Raw genomic sequence first — 20,838 nt, 5'->3', positions numbered from 1 at the left:
ATGGCGCTGGCCGAACCCCGCCTTGCGATCGCGACCCCGCGTCCCCGCGAGGGCCTCGCCGAGGTGATCGCCCGGCAGGGCACGGGCTTCTGGATCGCCGCCGCCCTGCTGCTGGTGATGCCGCTGATCGCCAGCCCGTTCTGGCTCGTCCAGATCCTCGCCTATGCGATGATCCTCGGCATGATCGCGCTCAGCCTGATGTTCCTCGCCGGCTATGGCGGCATCGTCAGCCTGATCCAGATGACCGTCGCGGCCTTCGCCGCCTATCTCGTCGCGATCTTCGGCGAGAGCGCCATCACCCAGATCAGCCTGAAATGGCCGTGGTGGACGGCGGTGCCTGTCGCGATCCTGCTCGCCACCTTGTTCGGCACGCTGGGCGGCGCGCTCTCGGTCAGGACCGAGGGCATCTACACGATCATGATCACGCTCGCGATCGGCTCGGCCTTCTATTACCTGACGCTGCAGAACTACACGATCTTCAACGGCTTCAGCGGCTTCAACGGCGTGATGCCGCCGGTCTTCCTCGGCATCGACTGGGGCAGCACCGTGCCGTTCTATTACCTGACGCTGGGCTGCGCTGCGCTGGCGTATGGCGTGGTCGTCTATGTCTCGCGGGCGCCTTTCGGCCTTGCCCTGCAGGGCACGCGCGATAATCCGCGCCGCATGGCGGCGCTCGGCTTCGATGTCGTCGCCCATCGCATCGCCGCCTATGCCTTCGCTGCGGTGATCGCCGCCTTCGCCGGCGTGCTTCTGGTCTGGTACCAGCGCCAGGTCTCGCCGGGCACCGGCGGCGTCGGCCCGGTGGTCGACATGCTGATCATCGCCGTGGTCGGGGGCTTGAGCCGGCCGATCGGCCCCTTCATCGGCGCGCTAGTCTATGTCCTGCTGCGCACCTTCGCCCTCGATCTGCTCGACTGGGTCGGGCTCGAAGGCAAGCGCTATCAATTGCTGATCGGCTTCGGCTTCCTCATCATCGTGCTGTTCTCGCCGGACGGGCTGATCGGCATCTGGCAGCGCCTGCGCGAGCGTTATCGCAAGAGCCGCGAGGCGCAGGATGCGCAGATGCGGACCGGCGGAGGCGCGCCATGAGCGCCGTTCCGAGCCTGGAGCGGCTTAGTACGGGCAGCTCGGGCAATGCGCTCGAACTGCGCGGCGTCTCGCGCCTGTTCGGGGCGCTCGCGGCCCTGTCCGACGTCACGCTCTCGGTCCGCCCCGGCGAGCGGCGTGCCGTGCTCGGCTCGAACGGTGCCGGCAAGACCACTTTGTTCAACTGCGTCACCGGCGATTTTTCGCCGAGCTCCGGCGTCATCCGCTTCTTTGGCGAAGATGTGACGGCCTTCCCGCCGCATGAACGCATTCGCCGCGGCCTCAGGCGCACCTACCAGATCTCCTCGCTCTTCACCGGGCTGACGGTGATCGACAATGTCTATCTCGCCTGTCGCGGGGTCTCGCGGAACCGCTTCTCGTTGCGCCGGCCGCGCCGCGACGACACGCTCCGGCATGCCGCCGAAAGCCTGGTCGATGCCGTTCATCTCACGGCGGTGAAGGACCGGCTGGTCGGCGAGCTCGCCTATGGCCAGCAACGCCAGCTCGAGATCGCCCTCGCTCTGTCGGGCGCGCCGCGCTTCATCCTGTTCGACGAGCCGGCGGCAGGCCTGTCGCCGACCGAGCGGGCCGACCTCGTCCAGATCCTGACCTCGCTGCCGGCCCATATCGGCTACATCATCATCGAGCACGACATGGACGTGGCGCTACGCGTCGTCGAGAGCGTGACGATGATGCACAATGGCCGCATCTTCAAAGAGGGGCGGCCGGACGAGATCGAGTCCGATCCCGAGGTGCAGGAACTCTATCTCGGGGGCGGCCATGGCTGAGCGCCTGAAAGCCCCGCCCGCCTCCGGCATACCCGTCCTGCAGATCGCCGGTCTCAACGTCTTCTATGGCCGCTCGCACGCCGTCCAGGGCGTCGATCTCACGCTGCAGCACGGCGTCCTCTCGGTCGTCGGTCGCAACGGCATGGGCAAGACCACCATGTGCAAGGCGATCATGGGGCTGGTGCCGATCGCCTCGGGCTCGATCCGCTTCTTCGGCGAGGAGATCGCCGGCCACTCGCCGGCCGAGGTGGCGCGGCTCGGCATCGGCTACGTGCCGCAGGGCCGCCGGCTCTGGCGCTCGCTGACGGTCGACGAGCATCTGCGGCTGATGCAGCGCGGCAAGCGCGGGCCCTGGACGCCCGAGCGCATCTACGAAGTCTTTCCGCGTCTCGCCGAGCGCCGCAACAATGGCGGCGGCCAGCTCTCCGGCGGCGAGCAGCAGATGCTGGCGATCAGCCGGGCGCTGCTGCTCAATCCGCGCCTCCTCATCATGGACGAGCCGACCGAGGGGCTCGCGCCAGTCATCGTCGCCCATGTCGAGGAGATGCTGGTCCGCCTCGCCGAGCAGGGCGATGTCGCGATCTTGGTGATCGAGCAGAACATCGGCGTCGCCACGCAGATGTCCGATCCCGTCGCGATCATGGTCAATGGCCGGATCAACCGGATCATCGCCTCGGCGACCTTGGCCGGCGACCGCGACCTGCAGCAGCGCCTGCTCGGCGTCGGCCGCCATGGCCATGACGAAACCGATGCGGCGGCGGACGCGGCCCCGGCAGCCGGAACCTCCCGGCCTGCCGTGCCGGTGCCGGCCGGACCGACCCGCGTCTACATCTCCAACCCGGTCATCCCGAACCGCTGGTCGCAAGCGGTGCCCGCGGCGCGGATCGAGGCGCAGGCCCGCACCATCTCGCGCCCGACATTGGCGACGCGCGACGGCCAGCCGGTCCGGCCGCTTGCCGCTGCGGCGAGCAGCGAGCCTTATGTCGTGATCGCCGGCACGCTCGACACCAAGGGCGAGGAGCTGCGCTTCATCCGCGACCTGATCCGGGCCGAGGGCCTGCGCACCCGCCTCGTCGACCTCTCGACCTCGGGCCGCAGCGCCGGCGGCGACGTCAGCCCGCAGGAGATCGCGCTTGCTTCGCCGAGAGGGTCGGCGGGAATCGCCTCGGGCGATCGCGGCACGGCGGTGGCGGCGATGACCGAGGCGTTCAAGGCCTGGCTGCCGCGCCAGCAAGGTCTGCTCGGCATCATCTCGGCCGGTGGCTCGGGCGCGACCGCGATGGTGACGCCGGCGATGCAGGCGCTGCCGGTCGGCCTGCCCAAGCTGATGATCTCGACCATGGCCTCCGGCGACGTTCGCGCCTATGTCGGCGCCACCGATATCGCCATGCTGCACGCCGTCACCGACGTGCAGGGCGTCAACCGCGTCTCGCGCCTCGTGCTCGGCAATGGCGCACACGCCATCGCCGCCATGGCCAAGGCGCGCCTCGCCGAGCTGAAACCTGAGCCCTCGCGCCGCCGCGAGGTGGAGAAGCCGCTGGTCGGGCTCACCATGTTCGGCGTCACCACGCCTTGCGTGCAGCAGGTCTCCAGGCTCCTCGCCGACGACTGGGAGCCGCTCGTCTTCCACGCCACCGGCACCGGCGGGCGCGCCATGGAAAAACTGGTTGAGTCCGGCCTCGTCGGGGCGGTGATCGACGTCTCGACAACCGAGATCTGCGACCTGCTGATGGGCGGCTTGCTGCCGGCGACCGAGGATCGGTTCGGCGCGATCATTCGCACCCGCATTCCCTATGTCGGCTCGGTCGGCGCGCTCGACATGGTCAACTTCTTCGCGCCGGAAACGGTGCCGGAGCGCTATCGCGGCCGGCTGCTCTACCCGCACAACCCGCAGATCACCCTGATGCGGACCACGACGGAGGAGAACGCCCGGATGGGCCGCTGGATCGGCGAACGGCTGAACCAGATGGAAGGGCCGGTCCGCTTCCTGATCCCGGAGCTCGGCGTCTCCGCGCTGGATGCGCCCGGCCAGGCCTTCCACGACCCGGCGGCCGACGCCGCCCTGTTCCAGGCGCTGGAGCAGACCGTGCGCCCCGGTCCCAACCGGCAGCTGATCCGCCTGCCGCTCCACATCAACGACCCAGCCTTCGCCGCGGCCCTGGTCCAGCAGTTCCGCACGCTGCATGCCGGCCGACGTCGCGAGCGGGCGGGCGGAGGCAGGCCATGACGGCATTCGACAAGAAGACCCTACTGGAGCGCTTCCGGGCGATGATCGCCAAGGGCGAGCCGATCGTCGGCGGCGGCGCCGGCACCGGCCTCTCGGCAAAATGCGAGGAAGCCGGCGGGATCGACCTGATCGTCATCTACAATTCCGGCCGCTACCGCATGGCCGGCCGCGGCTCGCTCTCCGGGCTGATGCCCTATGGCGACGCCAATGCGATCGTCATGGAGATGGCGGCCGAGGTGCTGCCGGTGGTAAAGCAGACGCCGGTCATCGCCGGCGTCTGCGGCACCGACCCGTTCCGGCGCATGGACGTCTTCCTCGACGAGGTGAAGCGCCTCGGTTTCGCCGGCGTGCAGAACTTCCCGACTGTCGGGCTGATCGACGGCACCTTCCGCGCCAATCTCGAAGAGACCGGCATGGGCTATGGCCTCGAGGTCGAGATGATCGCGCTGGCCAATGCCAAGGGCCTGCTGACCACGCCTTACGTCTTCTGCGAGGACGATGCCCGGGCGATGGCCAAGGCCGGCGCCGACATCATCGTCTGCCATCTCGGGCTGACCACCGGCGGCTCGATCGGCGCCGAGACTGCGCTGAAGCTGAAGGACTGCCCGGCGCTGGTCGAGCGCTGGGCCAAGGCCGCGCTCGCCGTGAAGAAGGATGCGATCATCCTCGTTCATGGCGGGCCGGTCGCCGAGCCCGCCGACGCCGACTTCATCATGAAGAACACGACGCACTGCCACGGATTCTACGGTGCGTCCTCGATGGAGCGCCTGCCGGTCGAGGTCGCGATCCGCGACCAGACCCGCGCCTTCAAGCGGATCGGCCGCTCGGCGCCGACGGGAAAGCCGGCGCGCAAAGCCGGCGGGAGCAGGAAACCATGAGCATTCGGCTCTTCCTCAGCCCTCATCCTGAGGAGCCGCGGAGCGGCGTCTCGAAGGATGCTCCAGATGGTTCCGGAGGCTCCTGGAGCATCCTTCGAGACGCGCCTGCGGCGCTCCTCAGGATGAGGGCTGAGAAAGAAGACTCGAACGCGACGCTGGCGGGGAGAATGTCACCATGACCGGGCAACTGATCGGATCGCTGATCCTCTGGCTGATCGTGGCGGTGATCGTCATCGCCATCGTGGTCTACCTGGTGAACTGGCTCTATCGCCGCTCTTCGAAGGAGGTCTCCTTCGTGCGCACCGGCCTGTTCGGCGAAAAGGTGGTGATCAATGGCGGCGCCTTCGTGCTGCCGATCATCCACGACGTCACGCCGGTCAACATGAACGTGCTGCAACTCGCGGTGACGCGGGCGAACAACGACGCACTGATCACCCGCGACCGCATGCGCGTCGACATCGACGCCGAATTCTACGTCCGGGTGAAGCCGGAGCGGCAGTCGGTCTCGGTCGCCGCCGCGACGCTCGGTCGGCGTACCTTGCAGCCGGACCAGCTCAACGCACTCCTCTCCGGCAAGTTCATCTCGGCGCTGCGCACCGTCGCCTCCGAGATGACCATGGAGGAGATGCACGAGCAGCGCGGTTCCTACGTCCAGCGCGTCAAGGATGCTGCCGCCGAGGCGCTGGACCAGAACGGCCTCGTGCTGGAATCGGTCGCGCTCACCGATCTCGACCAGACCGACCTGCAATATTTCAACCCGTCCAACCGCTTCGACGCCGCCGGTCTGACCCGGATTATCGAGGAGATCGAGGACAAGCGGAAGCTGCGCAACGACATCGAGCAGGAGGCGATGATCCGCATCCGCACCCGCAATCTCGAAGCCGAGCGCCAGGCGCTCGACATCGAGCGCGAGAGCGAGGCGGCGCGGCTGGAGCAGCAGCGCGAGATCGAGATCAAGCGCGCCATGCAGCGCGCCGAGGTCGCCCGCGAGCGCGCCGTCCGCGATACCGAGGCCGAGCAGGCGCAGATCACCTCGCGCGAGGAGATCGAGAAGTCGCGCATCGCCAATGAGCGCGCGATCAGCGAGGCGCGCATCGCCTCGGAACGGGAGATCCGGCAGCAGGAGATCGCACGGACACAAGCCGTAGAGGAAGCCGAGATCGCGGCCCGCGAGCAGGTCGAGAAGGCGCGCATCGCCAATGAGCAGGCGATCAACGCCGCCCGCATCGCCTCCGAGCGCGAGATCCGGCAGAAGGAGATCGAGCGCACCAGGGTGCTGGAAGCGGCCGAGATCGAGGCGCGCGAGGCGACCGAGAAGGCCCGCATCCTGCAGGAAACCGCGGTGAATGCCGAGCGCATCGCCCGCGAGCAGGAGGTGCGCAACCGCGAGATCGAGCGGACCCGCACGCTCGACCAGGAGGACATCGCGGCGCGCGAGGCGGTCGAGTCGGCGCGCATCGTCCAGGAAGAGCGCGTCCGCGCTCTCCAGATCGCCCGCAACAAGGCACTCGACGAGGCCGAGATCGCTGCCCGCGAGGCGGTCGAGAAGGCCCGCATCGCCCAGGAAGACGTGATCACGGCCGACCGGATTGCGCTCGACCAGCGCAAGCGGCTGCTGGAGATCGGGCGCACCGAGGCGGTGGACGCTGCCGAGATCGCCGCCCGCGAAACCGTCGAGAAGGCCAGGATCAGCCAGGAGCGGATCGTCTCGGCCGAGCGCATCCGCCGCGACGAGGAGATCCGCAATCTCGAAATCGCCCGCAACCAGGCGATCGACACCGCCGAGATATCAGCGCGCGAAGCGACCGAGGCCGCCCGGATCGCACAGGAGAAGCTCGTCGCCGCCGAGCGCATCGCCGCCGAGCTCGCGACGAAGGAGCTCGAGATCCGGCGCAATGCCGAGCTCGACGCCGCCGAGTTGAAGCGCCGCGACGCGGTCGAGCGCCAGCGCATCGCTACCGAGCTAGGCCTCGATGAAGAGCGGATCAATTCGAGCAAGGCTCGCGAGATGCTGCAGATCGCCCAGAAGAAGGCGGTCGAGGTCGCCGAGGAAGAGCGCGCCATCGTGCTCGCCGCGAAGAAGGTCGAGCGCACCGACGCCGACAAGGCGCTGCGCCAGGCCGAGATCACGGCGCGCCAGCAGGTCGAGACCGTCGACATCGCCCGCGAGCAGGCGCTGGAAGCGGTCAGGATCGAACGCCGCCGCGCGCTGGAGCAGTTGGAGATCGCGCGCAATCAGGCGCTGCAGGAGGCGCAGATCGTCTCGAACGAAGAGATCGAGCGGGCCCGCATCTCCTCCGATCGCGGCCTCGACGAGGCCCGCATCGGCCGCCAGCGCGAATTGCGCAAGCTCGAGATCGAGCGCGAGCGCGAGGTCGAATCCGCGGCCATGGACAAGGCGATCGCGCTCTACGCCAAGTCGCTGGAGGAATCGGCGGCGCAGGCCAATGCCGAGATCGCCCGCGCCAAGGCCGTCGAGGCCGAGGAGAAGGTCAAGACCGTGCGCGAGAGCGAGAGCGCGCAGCGCCGCAAGACCGTCGAGGTCCTGCTCGCCGAGAAGGCCGCCGAGGAGGCGCGTATCGCGGCCGAGGCCGAGAAGGTGCGCCGTGCCGTCGAGGCCGAGGCGCAGAAGCTGCTCTACGAGGCCGAGAACGTGCTCAGCGACGGCGCACGCTACGGCCTGTTCCGGCGCCGCCTGCTCGACAAGATCGAGGGCATCGTGCGCGAGAGCGTCAAGCCGATGGAGAAGATCGAGGGCATCCGCATCCTTCATGTCGACGGGCTCGCCGGCGGAGCAGGAGCGAGCGGCGCAGGCGGCGCAGCGCGCTCGCCCACCGACGAGGTCATCGAGTCGGCGCTGCGCTACCGCGTCCAGGCGCCGATGATCGACCAGGTGCTGAAAGAGATCGGCATCGAGGGCGGGAATCTCGCCAAGATGGGTGGGCTGATGCGCGAGGCCTCCGACATGCAGCGCGTCGCCAAGGAAGCGCAGCCGGCCAAGCCGAAGGAGGCTGGCGAGCCCCCTCCCGCTCCTGAAGGCGGTGGCCGTTCCGGCTCCGGCAAGAAGTCGTGAGGCGCTGAGCGATGGCCCGCGTCTACGTCTCCAGCGTCATCGCCGCCCCAGCCGCCAAGGTCTGGGCCCGGGTGCGCGACTTTAACGGGCTGCCGAACTGGCATCCGCGCATCGCTGAGAGCCGGATCGAGAACGGCGAGCCGGCCGACAAGGTCGGCTGCATCCGCGCCTTCTCGCTGCGCAGCGGCGACCGTTTGCGCGAGCAGCTGCTCGGCCTCTCCGACTACGACATGTTCTGCACCTATTCGATCCTGGATTCGCCGATGCCGCTGACCAACTACGTCGCGACGCTCAGGCTGACGCCGATCACCGATCAGGAGCGCACCTTCATCGAATGGTCGGCCGATTTCGACTGTGCGCCAGACAAGGAGGCCGAGCTCGTCGCCGGCATCGGCACCAATGTCTTCCAGGGCGGGTTCGACGCCCTCAAGCGCGCCTTCGGGGGATAGCCATGCCCCATGTCGTCCGCAGCACGATCATCGATGCGCCGGTGGACCGGCTCTGGTCGGTCCTGCGCGACTTCAACGGGCATGATCGCTGGCACCCGATCGTGGCGAGGAGCGAGATCGAGCGCGCCTACCCGCCGGACCGGGTCGGCTGCATCCGGCGCTTCGTGCTGCGCGACGGCAGCGAATTGCGCGAGCAATTGCTGACCCTCTCCGATCTCGAAATGACCTTCAGCTACTGCCTGCTCGATACGCCGATCCCGCTGTTCAACTACGTCGCCCATGTCCGTTTGCTGCCGGTGACCGACGGCAATCGCAGCTTCTGGCACTGGGAGAGCCGCTTCACCACGCCGCCGGGACGGGAAGCCGAGCTCGCCAGGCTGGTCGGCGACGAGGTCTACACCAATGGCATCGAGGCGGTGCGCCGCCTGCCGGCGATCGTCGGCGAGGAGGCCTGACATGCTCGATCTGCGAACCTGCGCCAGCCTCTCGGAAGCCGCCGGCATCCTCTCCGGCGACCGCCAGGCGCTGCTGATCGGCGGCGGGACCCTCGTGATGCGCGACGTCAACGAGGGCCGTCTGACCGAGGGCACGCTGGTGCGCATCACTGATCCGGCCTTCCGCCAGATGAGCGCTGGCGGCGCCCGCATCGAGCTCGGCGCCGGCGTGACCATGGCGATGCTGCTGGCCAATCGCGAGCTCGCCTTTTTGCATGCCGCGGCGCGCGCGATCGGTGGTCCGGCAGTCCGGACGATGGCGACGATCGGCGGCAATCTCTTCGCCGCCGCGCCCTATGGCGACTTCACCGTGGCGCTGCTGGCGCTCGATGCGCAGGTCGTGCTGCAGTCCGGCTATGGCTCGGGCCGGGCGGTGGCGCTGGAGGATTTCCTCAGCGCCCGCGAGCGCGGCGGCCAGGGGCTGGTCACAGCTGTTCAGTTCGCGCGGCCGCAGAATCCGGCCGAGTTCCATTTCCGCAAGATCAGCCGGGTGAAGCCGAAGGGCATCTCGCTGCTCTCGATCGCGGCGCATCTGCCGCTTGCGGGCGGCCGGATCGCGCAGGCGCGCGTCGCCTATGGCGCGATGGCGCCGACCCCGATCCGCGCCCGCGGCGTCGAGCGCGCGCTCGACGGCAAGCCGCTCGACCAGGCCGCGGTCCAGGCGGCGAAGCAGGCCGCGCTCGAAGGCTGCCGCCCGGCGACCGACGCGATCGCGAGCGAGTGGTATCGGCGCGAGATCCTCCCCGTCCATCTCGGCCGGCTGCTCGCCGGCGAGCCGCGCTGAGGAGGCGCCGATGGCCAAGCTCCCCATCCAGTTCCGCCTTAACGGCAGCGACCGCGCCACCTTCGTCGATCCGGCGAGCAACCTGCTCGACACGCTGCGGCGCGGGCTCGGCGATTTCGGCCCGAAATATGGCTGCGGCCAGGGCACCTGCGGCGTCTGCACCGTGCTCGTCGACGGCGAGCCGCAGCTCGCCTGCCTGACCCTCGCAGTGTCCTGCGAGGGCCGCCAGATCGAGACCACCTCCGGCATGGCCGATGGGCCGAACCTGCACCCGCTGCAGGACGCCTTCATGGACCATTTCGCCGCCCAGTGCGGCTTCTGCACGCCGGGCATGCTGACCGCGGCGCGGGCATTGCTGGCGAAGAACCCGCAGCCGAGCCGCGAGGAGGTCGTCGAGGCGATCAGCGGTAATATCTGCCGCTGCACCGGCTACGAGCCGATCATCGCCGCCATCCTGGCAGCCGCCAGCGGAACCAGCGCGAGGCGGGTATGATGATGAAAACCTTCACCCCCACCGCGCAGTCGTCCCGGGCGGAGCGAAGCGCAGACCCGGGACCCATTCCGGAACGGTTCAGGCATGGATCCCGGATCAGCGCGGCCTCGCCGCTTGTCCGGGATGACGACGAGGGGGAAACGAAGGGAAGCGGGAGGCTGTCATGCTAGAACTCCGCAAGGACCTCTTCGCCGACGAGCGCGACGACAATCTCAACGTCATCGGCAAGGGCGTGCAGCGCCAGGACATGTCGGGCCATGTCACGGCGCGCACCCGCTTCTTCGACGATCACGGCTTCGACGGCATGCTGCATCTCAAGGTGGTGCGCAGCCCGCACCATCATGCCCGTATCCGGTCGATCGACACCTCGGCCGCCGAGCGCGCGCCCGGCGTCAAGCGCGTGCTGCGCGGCGCCGACGTGCCGGTTAACAAGAACACGCTGCTCAGCCTGATCAATTTCGGCAAGGACGACGAGCCCTCGCTGGCGGTGAACAAGGTCGCTTACAAGGGCGAGCCGGTGGTCGCCATCCTCGCCGACAGCGAGGCGCAGGCGCTCGCAGCCCGCAAGCTGGTGCGCATCGACTACGACCCGCTGCCGGCGGTGTTCGATGTCGAGGAGACGCTGAAGCCCGGCGCGCCGGTGGTCAACGAGACCTATCCCGGCAACTACTTCGAATATCACGAGCGCTTCGACCATCAGAAGCTGCGCTTCGGCGATGTCGAGCGCGGCTTCGCCGGCGCCGACATCGTGATGGAACATCGCTACCAGATGTCGCCGATCGAGCATGCGCCGACCGAGACCAACGGCTCGATCGCGGCGCCCGAACAGAACGGCCGTTATGTCGTGCATTCCTGCGCGCAGGGCCTGTTCTTTGCGCTAGGCACCACCGCCAAGATCGTCGATGTCGAGTCGAACCAATTGCATTTCATCGGCGGCACGGTCGGTGGCGGCTTCGGCGGCAAGGTCGACTCCCTGACCGAGCCGCTCGCCGTGCTCGGCGCCATGCTGACCGGCCGGCCGGTGCGCTTCGTGCTCGATCGCGAGGAGGAGATGCTCTACGGCTCGCCGCGCGGCGCCGAGCGCATCTATATCAAGGACGGGCTGATGCGCGACGGGCGCATCGTCGCCCGCCATGTCCGCAGCTATTTCGACGCCGGCGCCTATACGCGCCTGTCCAGCTACGCCGCGATCAAGTGCACGGCGCATCTGCCGGGGCCGTACTGGATCCCCAACGTCGCCTCCGACATCTACGTCTCCTACACCAATCGCTGCCCCTCGACCGCGATGCGCGGCTTCGGCGTCACCGCGGTCGACTTCGCGCTCGAGGTCCAGATGGACCGCCTCGCCGAAGCCGCCAGCATGGACCCGATGGAGTTCCGGATTCTCAACGCCTATCGCGATGGCGACATGAAGGCGCATCGGCGCGCCGCCAAGAACACGGCGCTGGTCGAATGCGTGCAGGTCGCGGCCGAGAAGGCGAACTGGCCGCTGTCCGAGCAGGCGATGCGGGCGTCTTCGCTGATCGGCGGCGGCGCCGGCGAACGCGCGCAGATCCCGGCGACTCAGCTCGACGCGCGTGGCCAGATCGGCAGGCCGGACTCGCGCAGCGGGCCGGCGACGCAGGTGCTGCCGGCGGGTACGAGCCGGATCGCGCCGAGCAAGCAGCCGGTGATGGAGGGCGCGCGCGACGGCCGCGCCACGCCGACGCAGGTGCCGCGCTACGAGCCGCAGCGACCGGCTGCACCGCCGTCACCTCCGGCCTACCAGCCGGCGCCGCCGCCCTATCAGCCGGCCAGTTCATATTCGCCAGCGCCCGCCCATCAACCGGCGAGCCCGCCGCCTGCCTCGCCACCGCCGGCCGCACCCGCGCAGACCCAGCATGGCGCGGTGCGGTTCTCGTCGGTCTTCGGCACGAGGAGGCGCTGAAATGGCCCGTCACGAAGGCCGCGGCATGGCCTCGGTCAACTATCCGATCGGCATGAACCTGGGCGGCGATCCGAGCCAGGCGCTGATCCATTCCAACCCCGACGGCAAGTTCACCGTCGCGCTCTCGGCGATCGATCTCGGCCAGGGCATGAAGCAGGTCTCGCGCCAGATCGCGGCCGAGACGCTCGGCGTTCCCGTCGAGGACGTCTATGTCGACACCGCCGACAGCGACACCGGCCCGCACGACATGGGCTCCTTCGCCTCGCGCGGCACGCACCGCATGGGCAACGCCATCATCGTTGCTGCCCGCGAGGCGCGCGGCGTCCTGCTCGAAGCTGCGGCCGAGGAGCTGGAAGTCAACGCCGCCGATCTCGTCACCGATGGGCGCGGCAACATCCATGTTCGCGGCGCGCCCTCGCGCAGCATCACGGTCAAGGCGACGGCGCAGGCGGCGCAGTTCAAGCAGGGCAAGACCATCGCCGGGCGCGGCATCTTCCTGATCCCGCTTTCGGCGGTCGATGCCGAGACCGGCGAGATGAACCCGAACACCGCCTTCGCCCATGCCTGTCTCGTCGCCGATGTCGCCGTCGACGACGAGACAGGCGAGGTCGAGGTGCTCCGCATGACCAGCGCCTATGAGCTCGGCCGTGTCATCAATCCGCGCATGGTCGAGCAGCAGCTGGTCGGCGGCGCCTGGATGGGGATCAGCCACGCGCTCTACGAAACGCCGGAACCGTACTATCCCAATCCGGAGCACGGCCCGCGCGACTTCAACGAGTACCTGATGCCGGGGCCGGGCGATATCGCGCCCTATCACGTCACGGTGCTGGAGCGGCCGGCGCCGGACGGCCCGTTCGGCGGCAAGGGCCCGGGCGAGATGTGCGCCAATCCGGTGCTGCCGGCGATCGCCAATGCCGTCTACAACGCCGTCGGAGTCAGGGTCGACGAGTTGCCGATCACGCCGGAGAAGATCCTGCGCGGCATCAAGGCCAATGGTGGCGCCAAGCCCGGTCCGCGCCGCGGCGGCCCGGTGAACTGGCGGTGACCCGATGGCGCTGAGGACGACCGTCGCCGGCATCTCCAGCCCCGAGGACCTCGCCGAGGCCCTGCAGGCGGCGATGTATCTCGCCGATGACGGCATCGCGACGGCCGGTTACCTCTCGCTCGCGCTCGGCAAGCCGCTGCTGCTGGAAGGCGCGCCCGGCGTCGGCAAGACCGAGGCTGCCAAGGCGCTCGCCGGCATCCTCGGGCGCCAGCTCATCCGCCTGCAATGCTTCGAGGGCATCGATGCGGCCGCCGCGCTCTACGAATGGAACTATCCACGCCAGATGCTCGCCATCCGGCAGGCGAAGGACGGCGAGCAGCTCGACATCTACCGCGACGATTTCCTGATCGAGCGGCCGATGCTGACGGCGCTGCGGCGGCCGGACCAGGTCGTGCTGCTGATCGACGAGATCGACCGCTCGGACCATGAGTTCGAGGCCTTCCTGCTCGAATTCCTCTCGGATTTCTCGATCTCGATCCCCGAGCGTGGCACTTTGCGCGCGCCCGAGCGGCCGGTGGTGATCCTAACCTCGAACCGCACCCGCGAATTGCACGAGGCGCTGCGCCGCCGCTGCGTCTACCACTACATCGCCTATCCCGAGCCGGAACGCGAAGCTGACATCATTATGCTGCGCTCCTCCGCCGTCGCCGAGAGTACGGCCCGCGCCGTCGTCCATGCAGTCGGCCTGCTGCGGCAGGAGCCGCTCGCCAAGCCGCCGGGCGTCGCCGAGGCGGTCGACTGGGCCGAGGCCGCGACGGCGCTGGCCCAGAGCGGCGCGCCCTGGCCGGAAGCGTTTCGTCGCTCGCTCGGCGCCGCGATCAAGGACGAGGAGGACCTCGCCCATCTGCGCCCGCGCCTGCCGCTCTTCATCCCGGGACTGGCGGCATGATCGCGCCGCTTCCCCCTGCTGCCCGGCTGTTCGTCGCCTTCCCGGCGCTGCTGCGTGAGCACGGCATTGCGGCTGCTCCCGAGCAGACGACCAGCTTCCTGATGGCGATCGAACTGCTCGGCCCGCGCAGTGTCGAGCACATCCGCAAGGCCGCGCTTGCGACGCTTGCGCCCCATCCCGAGCAGCGCGCGCTCTTCGATGTCTTGTTCGACTTACACTTCCTCGGCGGCGCCCTGGCCGAGCCCGGCGACGATGATTTCGCGCCGGACGAGGACATCTCCATCCAGGAGGACACCGGTTCGCGCGAGGTGCTGATCGGCGAGGAAGTCAACGAGACCGGACAGGCCGCGACCGGGGCCGAGGCCCTGTCGATCCGCCAGCTGAAGCCGCTCGACGACAGCGAGACCTTGCGCCGCTTCGGCCGGGCCCTGCCGGCCGCCTTGCCCCGCCGGCGCGGCTATCGCCACCGGGCGGCGCGCCACGGGCCGATGGTCGACCTCGCCCGCAGCCTCAAGGATGCGATCCGCCATGACGGCGAGGTGATGAGCCTGAAGCGGCTCAAGCGCGAGACGCGGCCACGGCCGATCCTGCTGCTGATCGACGTCTCCGGCTCGATGAAGCAGCGCAGCGACGCCAATCTCGCTTTGGCGCACACCATCGTCCATGCGACCCGCCAGGTCGAGGTCTTCACTTTCGGCACCCGCCTCACCCGCGTGACGCGGGCGCTCAGGCGCAAGCGCCGCGAGCAGGCGCTGATGGAAGCCTCCGGCCTCGTTGCCGACTGGGATGGCGGCACGCGCATCGGCGACGCGCTGCAGGCCTTCCTCGCAGTGCCGCGCTTCGCCGCTTACGCGCGCGGCGCGGTCGTCGTCGTGCTCTCGGATGGCCTCGAGCGCGGCGATCCCTCGGCGCTGGTCACGGCTGTCGGAAGGCTGGCGCAGCGCGCCCATCGTATCGACTGGCTGACGCCCTTGGCGGCCGATCCCGGCTACCGACCCGAAACCGAAGCGCTCAGGCTGATCGCGCCGCGCCTCGCGAGCCTGTCTGACGGCGGCAGCACGGCGCGGATCTGCCGGCACATCCTGTCACTCGGAGGCTCGCTGGCGGCATGACCGGTCTCGTCGATTCCCATTTCCACATCTGGCGGCAGGCCGATCTGCCCTGGCTGCTCGGCCCGATGCAGCCGCGCATCTTCGGCCCCTATGAGCCGATCCGGCGCGACTATCCGATCGCCGAATATCTCGCCGATTGCCGACCGGCCGGCGTGACGCAGGCCGTCTATGTCCAGGCCAATTGGGCAACGGACCGCTATCTCGACGAGGTGACTTACGTCTCGCAGGCCTCGGAGGAGTCCAGCTTCCCGATCGCCATCGTCGCCTATGCCGACATGCTGGCCGCGGATGTCCGCCCGCAACTCGATGAGCTAGCGCACAACGCCCGGGTGCGCGGCGTGCGCATGCAACTGCACTGGCACGAGAACGCGCTCTACCGCTTCGCCAGCGGCCCCGATCTCGCCCGCGATCCCCGATTGATCGCCAATGTCGGACGGCTGGCGGAGTATGGCTTCAGCTTCGATCTCCAGGTCTTCGCCGGCCAGATGGCGGGCGCGGCCGAGCTCGCCGCCGCCTGCCCGAAGGTGACCTTTGTCCTCCAGCATGCCGGCATGCTGGAGGACTTGTCGCCGGACGGCATCGCCGCCTGGCGCACGGGCATGGCGCTGCTGGCAGCCCAGCCGAACATCACCAGCAAGCTCTCGGGCCTCGGCACCTTCCAGCGTCGGAACGATCCCGAGCAGATCGCCTTCATCATCGGCGAGACGCTTGCCCTGTTCGGGCCGGAGCGCTGCCTGTTCGGCTCGAATTTCCCGATCGAAAAGCTCTGGACGTCCTATGCCGAGCTGATCGGCGCGCATCGCGCCGCCGTGCCGCAAGCCGCGCAGGCAGCCGTGTTCAACGACACCGCGAGGCGGGTCTACCGCCTCGGCCGATAATCAAAGGGGAGGACGTTCATGGCCCTCGAAATCAAGATCCTCGACTATGGCGACATCGAGCTGGAATCGAGCTTCCTCGTGCTCGGCCGCGATTGCGGCCGCACCCGCCGCGTGCCGACCTATGGCTTCCTGATCCTCGGCGGGCCCTGGCCGGTGGTGGTCGACACCGGCTACCGCCACAACCAGATCATGGAGAGCCTCGGCATGCGCGGCCTCCAGTTCCATGAGAACATGATCGAGAACCAGCTCGCCAAACACGGCGTGCGGATGGGCGACGTGCGCTATGTCATGCACACCCATCTCCATATCGACCATGCCGGCAAGGACGAGCTCTTCCCGATGAACACCACGGTGCTCGTCAACCGGCGCGAGCTCGAATACTCGGTCTCCGGGCTGATGCACCCGCAATACCCGGCGCCCGACATCAAGCACCTGATCGATCGCCTGCATACGCGTGACGCGCTGCGCTTCGAGGACCTCGAACTATCCGGGATGATCGAGCTCTTCCCCGGCTGCTATCTCGAAGCCGCCGGCGCCCATACCGAGGGCTCGATGAACGTCCATGTCGACACCAATGAAGGGCGCGCCATCATCTGCGGCGACGTGATCTACGACTTCAACGACCAGATCGTCTCGCCCTTCCACGAGCTGCATGCCAACGAGCCGCGCACCACCGGCAATCACGGCGTCTCCAAGCGGCAGGAGAAGGCGGCGATCAAGAAGCTGCTCGCCACCGGCGCCTTCCTGCTGCCGGTGCATGACAAGCCGGCCAAGATCGCCCATGGCCAGGTCGTCGGCCGCATGGACATGGCGGTGCCGGGGCCCGTCGTGCAGTCGCTGCCGGCGCGTAACTGGTTCGCGGCCTGACGGGGGTCGCCCATGACCACGCACACCGCCGTCCAGTCCGGCTTCGCCGATCTGATCGACCTCTGGGCGCCGGTGCGCCAGCTCGGCACCGGCTTCGAGTTCTGCGAGGGTCCGATCTGGCATCCGCAGGAGCAGCATCTCCTGTTCTCGGATATGCCGGGCGATGTGCGCCGCCGCTGGGACAAGAACGGCGTGCGCGAGGTCAGGCGGCCGGCGAACAAATGCAACGGCATGACCTATGATGCCGCGCTCGACCTGATCGTCTGCGAGCACGCGACCTCTTCGCTGGTGCGCGAGCGGCCGGACGGCCGGCGCGAGGTCATTGCCTCGCATTTCGAGGGCATGGAGCTCAACAGCCCGAACGACGTCGTCGTGAAGTCGGACGGGTCGATCTACTTCTCTGACCCCTGGTATGGCCGTATGCCGGTCTTCGGCGTCGAGCGGCCGCGCCAGCTGGGTTTCCAGGGCGTCTATCGTATTCCCCCGGAAGGTGGCGCGCCCCAGCTCCTGGTCGACCGCTATCTCTTCGACCAGCCGAACGGGCTCTGCTTCTGCCCCACGGAAGACCGGCTCTTCGTCAACGACACCGTCCAGCACAATATCCGCGTCTTCGAGATCAAGGCGGATGGCCGGCTCGGTCCCGGCCGCATCTTCGCCACCGGCATCGTCGGACCTGAGCCCGGCGTCCCCGACGGGATGAAATGCGATGCTCAGGGCAATATCTGGGTGACCGGCCCCGGCGGGGTCTGGGTCTATTCGATCAAGGGCGAGCTGATCGGCAAACTGCGCGTGCCCGAGCTCGTCGGCAATCTCACCTGGGGCGGGCCGGACTGGCGCACGCTCTTCCTCACCGCGAGCCATTCGCTCTATGCGGTGGAGACCAAGGTCGGGCCCCGCCTCGAGCCTTACATGAAAGCGAGCAATGCCGGCGCCGGGCGTTCGAGCCATGGACGGGACGCTGCAGAGCGGCCTACCCCAGATGTCGTCCCCGCAGCCTCTGTCTCGGCAAACGGCACCAAGAAGGCTGCCTCCGGCTACCAGCTTGATCCATCGCGCTGCGCCCTGATCATCCAGGACATGCAGAACGACGTGGTGATGGAGGGCGGCGCCTTCGCCAGTTCGGGCTCGCCGGAGCACTGCCGCCAGCAGAACGCGATCGCCAACGGCTCACGCCTGGCGCAGGCGGCGCGGGCGCGCGGCATCCCGGTCATCCATGTCTGGTTCATCGTCGAAGCCGGTGCGCCCGGCGTCACCATGAACGCGCCGTTGTTCGAGGGGCTCGCCGATGCCAAGGCGCTGGTGCGCGGCACCTGGGGTGCTGCGCCCGTACCGGGTCTGGAGGCGCAAGGCGGTGACCACATCGTCGAGAAGCAGCGCATGAGCGCCTGGGAGGGCACGCGGCTGGAGACCGTGCTCAGGGCGCTCGGCCGCGACATCGTCATCGTCACCGGCGCCTGGACCAATATGTCGATCGAGCACACCGCCCGCACCGGCGCCGACAAGGGCTATTTCATGGTGGTGCCGGAGGATGCCTGCTCGACCATGAACGCCGAATGGCATGCGGCCTCGGTCAACTACGCCCTGCAGAATGTCTGCGTCGTCACCGATGTGGCGGCGGTGATCGCCGCCACATCCGCTGCAGGGCATTAGACCCCGGGCACGGCGGCGTTTCAGGCCTTCAGCGGGATGCCGAGGATTTCCCGGGCCTGCTGCCAGGTCGCGACCGGGCGGCCATAGGTCCGGCAGAGATCAGCGGCTCGCTCGACCAGCGCGGCATTCGAGGGCGCGAGCCGTTCGCGGTCCAGCCTCACATTGTCCTCCAGGCCGGTGCGGGCATGGCCGCCCGCCGCGATCGCCCATTCGTTCAGCACGATCTGGCTCGAGCCGATGCCCGCGGCGCACCAGGGTACATTCTCGCCGAACAGCCGCTTCACGGTGTGGATGTAATAGTCGAACACGTCGCGATCGACCGGCATCGCGTTTTTCACGCCCATGACGAACTGAACGTAAGGGCGCTCGACGATCTGGCCGCGCTTCCACATCTCGTGCGCCTTGAGGATGTGCGAGAGGTCGAAGGCCTCGATCTCCGGCTTGACGCCATGGGCCACCATTTCGGCGGCGAGCCAGTCGACCAGATCCGGCGGGTTCTCGTAGACCCGGGTCGGGAAGTTGTTCGAGCCGACCGCCAGCGACGCCATGTCCGGCCGTAGCGAGAGCATCGCGCCGCGCGCCTGCCCCGCGCCCGAGCGGCCGCCAGTCGAGAGCTGGACGATCATGCCGCGGCAGTGCTTTTCAATGCCTTCCTTGAGGCGGCCATAGCGCTCGGGGTCCGAGCTCGGCTTGCCCTCGTCGTCGCGGACATGGCAGTGCGCGATGCTGGCTCCGGCCTCGAAGGCCTCATGCGTGCTCTCGATCTGCTCGGCGATGGTGATCGGAACCGCCGGGTTGTTCGCCTTCGTCGGGAGAGAGCCGGTGATGGCGACACAGATGACGCAGGCTTGCGACATCGCTCAGACATCCAGGAAGACGGTCTCGCCTTCGCCCTGGAGGCGAATGTCGAAACGATAAGTTCCAGGGGCGGTGCGGCGGGCGATCAGGGTCTGCCGGCGGCTCTCCTGCTCGACCAGGTTCAGCACAGGGTCGGCAGCGTTGTCTTCGTCCTCAAAATACATCCGCGTGTTGAGGCCGATATTGATGCCGCGCGAGACCAGCCAGAGGTTGATGTGCGGCGCCATGATGCGCTTGTTGCGCCCGGGCACGGGCCCCGGCTTGATCGTCTCGAAGCTCCAGAGGCCGCTGTCGAAATCAGTGATGATCCGGCCCCAGCCGCGAAAGCCCGGCGCGACCTCGCCATGGCGCGGATCCTCGGGATTGGGGTAGATGCCGTTTGCGTCGGCCTGCCAGGCTTCCAGCAGGATATCCTTCACCGGCGCGCCGGTGCCGTCATAGACGAGGCCCTCGATGCGGATGCGCTCGCCGGGCACATCCGGGCCGGCGATCTCCCAGCCGAGCTCGCGGCGATAGATGTCGAAGCCGGCCGCGCCCGGCGCCAAGCCGATATGGACATAGGGGCCGGCGGTCTGGGAGGCGGTTTCCTGCAGATAGGGCAGAGGCTGGACCATGATCAGTTGCCCTCCAGGCGGTTCTCGAACAGGGTCGATCGGCGGCCGCGCAGCACGATGTCGAATTTATAGGCCAGGCAATCCAGGGGGATGGCCGCGTTGGTGTCGAGCGGCGCGATCAGCTGTTCGATCGCGTGCGGATCCGGGATCGTCGCGATGATCGGGCATTTTGCGATCAACGGGTCGCCCTCGAAATACATCTGGGTGATCAGGCGCTGGACGAAGGCGGTGCCGAAGACCGAGACATGGATATGGGCCGGGCGCCAGCTGTTGACCCAGTTGCGCCAGGGATAGGCGCCGGGCTTGATCGTGCGGAAGAAATAATAGCCGTTCTCGTCCGTCAGGGTCCGCCCGCAGCCGCCAAAATTCGGATCGATCGGCGCGAGATAGCTGTCTTTCCGGTGGCGGTAGCGTCCGCCGGCATTGGCCTGCCAGATCTCGACCAGCGTGTTCGGCACCGGGCGGCCGTTCTCGTCGAGGACGCGGCCATGCACGATGATGCGCTCGCCGATCGGGTCGCCTGATTGGGCGTAGTTCTTGATCAGATCGTTGTCGATCGGGTCGATGTCGCTGTGGCCGAAGGTCGGGCCGGTGATCTCCGACATCGAGCTCTGGAGGGAGAGCATCGCCAGGCGCGGGCTGCGCCCGACTGAGGTCTTGTAGTTCGGCGTCAGCGCCGGCGGCTGCCTGAGACGGTCGCGCTGGTAGAACTCGGCGGGTTTCATG

19 protein-coding genes are annotated in these 20,838 nt (G+C 68.2%); 16 read left to right on the top strand and 3 right to left on the bottom strand.

The window, feature by feature from the left end:
* The 16 genes from ACFPOB_RS05050 to ACFPOB_RS04975 all read left to right on the top strand — a co-directional run bounded on the left by ACFPOB_RS05050 (window position 1) and on the right by ACFPOB_RS04975 (window position 18,640).
* A complete protein-coding gene (locus ACFPOB_RS05050) occupies window positions 1-1,089 on the top strand; it encodes a branched-chain amino acid ABC transporter permease (RefSeq protein ID WP_377796413.1) in 1,089 nt (362 codons plus the stop codon).
* Window positions 1,086-1,874: an ABC transporter ATP-binding protein gene (locus ACFPOB_RS05045; protein WP_377796411.1), complete on the top strand. Its 789-nt coding sequence runs from the start codon at window positions 1,086-1,088 to the stop codon at window positions 1,872-1,874. The genes ACFPOB_RS05050 and ACFPOB_RS05045 overlap by 4 nt, the downstream gene beginning before the upstream one ends.
* Window positions 1,867-4,101, top strand: coding sequence for an ABC transporter permease (locus ACFPOB_RS05040; protein WP_377796409.1), 2,235 nt, complete (start codon window positions 1,867-1,869; stop codon window positions 4,099-4,101). Before ACFPOB_RS05045 ends, ACFPOB_RS05040 begins: the two co-directional genes overlap by 8 nt.
* Window positions 4,098-4,979 carry a phosphoenolpyruvate hydrolase family protein gene (locus ACFPOB_RS05035; protein WP_377796407.1) on the top strand — a complete coding sequence of 294 codons (882 nt, stop codon included), beginning with the start codon at window positions 4,098-4,100 and terminating at the stop codon, window positions 4,977-4,979. Before ACFPOB_RS05040 ends, ACFPOB_RS05035 begins: the two co-directional genes overlap by 4 nt.
* A gap of 175 nt (window positions 4,980-5,154) precedes the next feature.
* Window positions 5,155-8,052, top strand: coding sequence for a flotillin family protein (locus ACFPOB_RS05030; RefSeq protein ID WP_377796405.1), 2,898 nt, complete (start codon window positions 5,155-5,157; stop codon window positions 8,050-8,052).
* Between the two features lie 11 nt (window positions 8,053-8,063).
* The gene (locus ACFPOB_RS05025; RefSeq protein ID WP_091838493.1) at window positions 8,064-8,501 is read left to right on the top strand and encodes an SRPBCC family protein; all 438 of its coding nucleotides are present in this window, start codon (window positions 8,064-8,066) and stop codon (window positions 8,499-8,501) included.
* A 2-nt stretch (window positions 8,502-8,503) separates the two neighbouring features.
* A complete protein-coding gene (locus ACFPOB_RS05020; protein ID WP_126111070.1) occupies window positions 8,504-8,956 on the top strand; it encodes an SRPBCC family protein in 453 nt (150 codons plus the stop codon).
* Between the two features lies 1 nt (window position 8,957).
* Window positions 8,958-9,779, top strand: coding sequence for an FAD binding domain-containing protein (locus ACFPOB_RS05015; RefSeq protein WP_377796404.1), 822 nt, complete (start codon window positions 8,958-8,960; stop codon window positions 9,777-9,779).
* A gap of 10 nt (window positions 9,780-9,789) precedes the next feature.
* Window positions 9,790-10,272, top strand: a complete 483-nt coding sequence (locus ACFPOB_RS05010) for a (2Fe-2S)-binding protein (protein ID WP_377796402.1) — start codon at window positions 9,790-9,792, stop codon at window positions 10,270-10,272.
* Between the two features lie 163 nt (window positions 10,273-10,435).
* Window positions 10,436-12,199 (top strand): xanthine dehydrogenase family protein molybdopterin-binding subunit, encoded by a 1,764-nt coding sequence (locus ACFPOB_RS05005; protein ID WP_377796401.1) that lies wholly within the window; start codon window positions 10,436-10,438, stop codon window positions 12,197-12,199.
* Between the two features lies 1 nt (window position 12,200).
* Complete coding sequence (locus tag ACFPOB_RS05000; protein WP_377796399.1) at window positions 12,201-13,244, top strand: xanthine dehydrogenase family protein molybdopterin-binding subunit; 1,044 nt, start codon at window positions 12,201-12,203, stop codon at window positions 13,242-13,244.
* A 4-nt stretch (window positions 13,245-13,248) separates the two neighbouring features.
* A complete protein-coding gene (locus ACFPOB_RS04995) occupies window positions 13,249-14,133 on the top strand; it encodes an AAA family ATPase (protein WP_377796397.1) in 885 nt (294 codons plus the stop codon).
* On the top strand, window positions 14,130-15,245 hold the full coding sequence (locus ACFPOB_RS04990) for a vWA domain-containing protein (RefSeq protein ID WP_377796396.1): 1,116 nt from the start codon (window positions 14,130-14,132) through the stop codon (window positions 15,243-15,245). Before ACFPOB_RS04995 ends, ACFPOB_RS04990 begins: the two co-directional genes overlap by 4 nt.
* Window positions 15,242-16,123 carry an amidohydrolase family protein gene (locus tag ACFPOB_RS04985; protein ID WP_377796394.1) on the top strand — a complete coding sequence of 294 codons (882 nt, stop codon included), beginning with the start codon at window positions 15,242-15,244 and terminating at the stop codon, window positions 16,121-16,123. Before ACFPOB_RS04990 ends, ACFPOB_RS04985 begins: the two co-directional genes overlap by 4 nt.
* Window positions 16,124-16,141: 18 nt before the next feature.
* Window positions 16,142-16,990 carry an N-acyl homoserine lactonase family protein gene (locus ACFPOB_RS04980; RefSeq protein WP_377796393.1) on the top strand — a complete coding sequence of 283 codons (849 nt, stop codon included), beginning with the start codon at window positions 16,142-16,144 and terminating at the stop codon, window positions 16,988-16,990.
* Window positions 16,991-17,002: 12 nt separating this feature from the next.
* Window positions 17,003-18,640: an isochorismatase family protein gene (locus ACFPOB_RS04975; protein WP_377796391.1), complete on the top strand. Its 1,638-nt coding sequence runs from the start codon at window positions 17,003-17,005 to the stop codon at window positions 18,638-18,640.
* Between the two features lie 20 nt (window positions 18,641-18,660).
* Here the strand turns inward: ACFPOB_RS04975 and ACFPOB_RS04970 are convergent, their stop codons facing one another.
* The 3 genes from ACFPOB_RS04970 to pcaH are packed head-to-tail and all read right to left on the bottom strand — an operon-like array spanning window position 18,661 to window position 20,837.
* The gene (locus ACFPOB_RS04970; protein ID WP_377796390.1) at window positions 18,661-19,497 is read right to left on the bottom strand and encodes a 3-oxoadipate:acetyl-CoA acetyltransferase; all 837 of its coding nucleotides are present in this window, start codon (window positions 19,495-19,497) and stop codon (window positions 18,661-18,663) included.
* A gap of 3 nt (window positions 19,498-19,500) precedes the next feature.
* Entirely contained in the window at window positions 19,501-20,112 is a 612-nt protein-coding gene (gene pcaG, locus ACFPOB_RS04965; protein ID WP_377796388.1) for a protocatechuate 3,4-dioxygenase subunit alpha, read from the bottom strand.
* A 2-nt stretch (window positions 20,113-20,114) separates the two neighbouring features.
* On the bottom strand, window positions 20,115-20,837 hold the full coding sequence (gene pcaH, locus ACFPOB_RS04960) for a protocatechuate 3,4-dioxygenase subunit beta (RefSeq protein WP_377796387.1): 723 nt from the start codon (window positions 20,835-20,837) through the stop codon (window positions 20,115-20,117).
* Window position 20,838: the final 1 nt, after the last annotated feature.

This window comes from Allobosea eneae (assembly GCF_042657265.1).
Taxonomy (GTDB): Bacteria; Pseudomonadota; Alphaproteobacteria; order Rhizobiales; family Beijerinckiaceae; genus Allobosea; species Allobosea eneae.
This window is presented reverse-complemented; position numbering and strand designations above follow the sequence as displayed.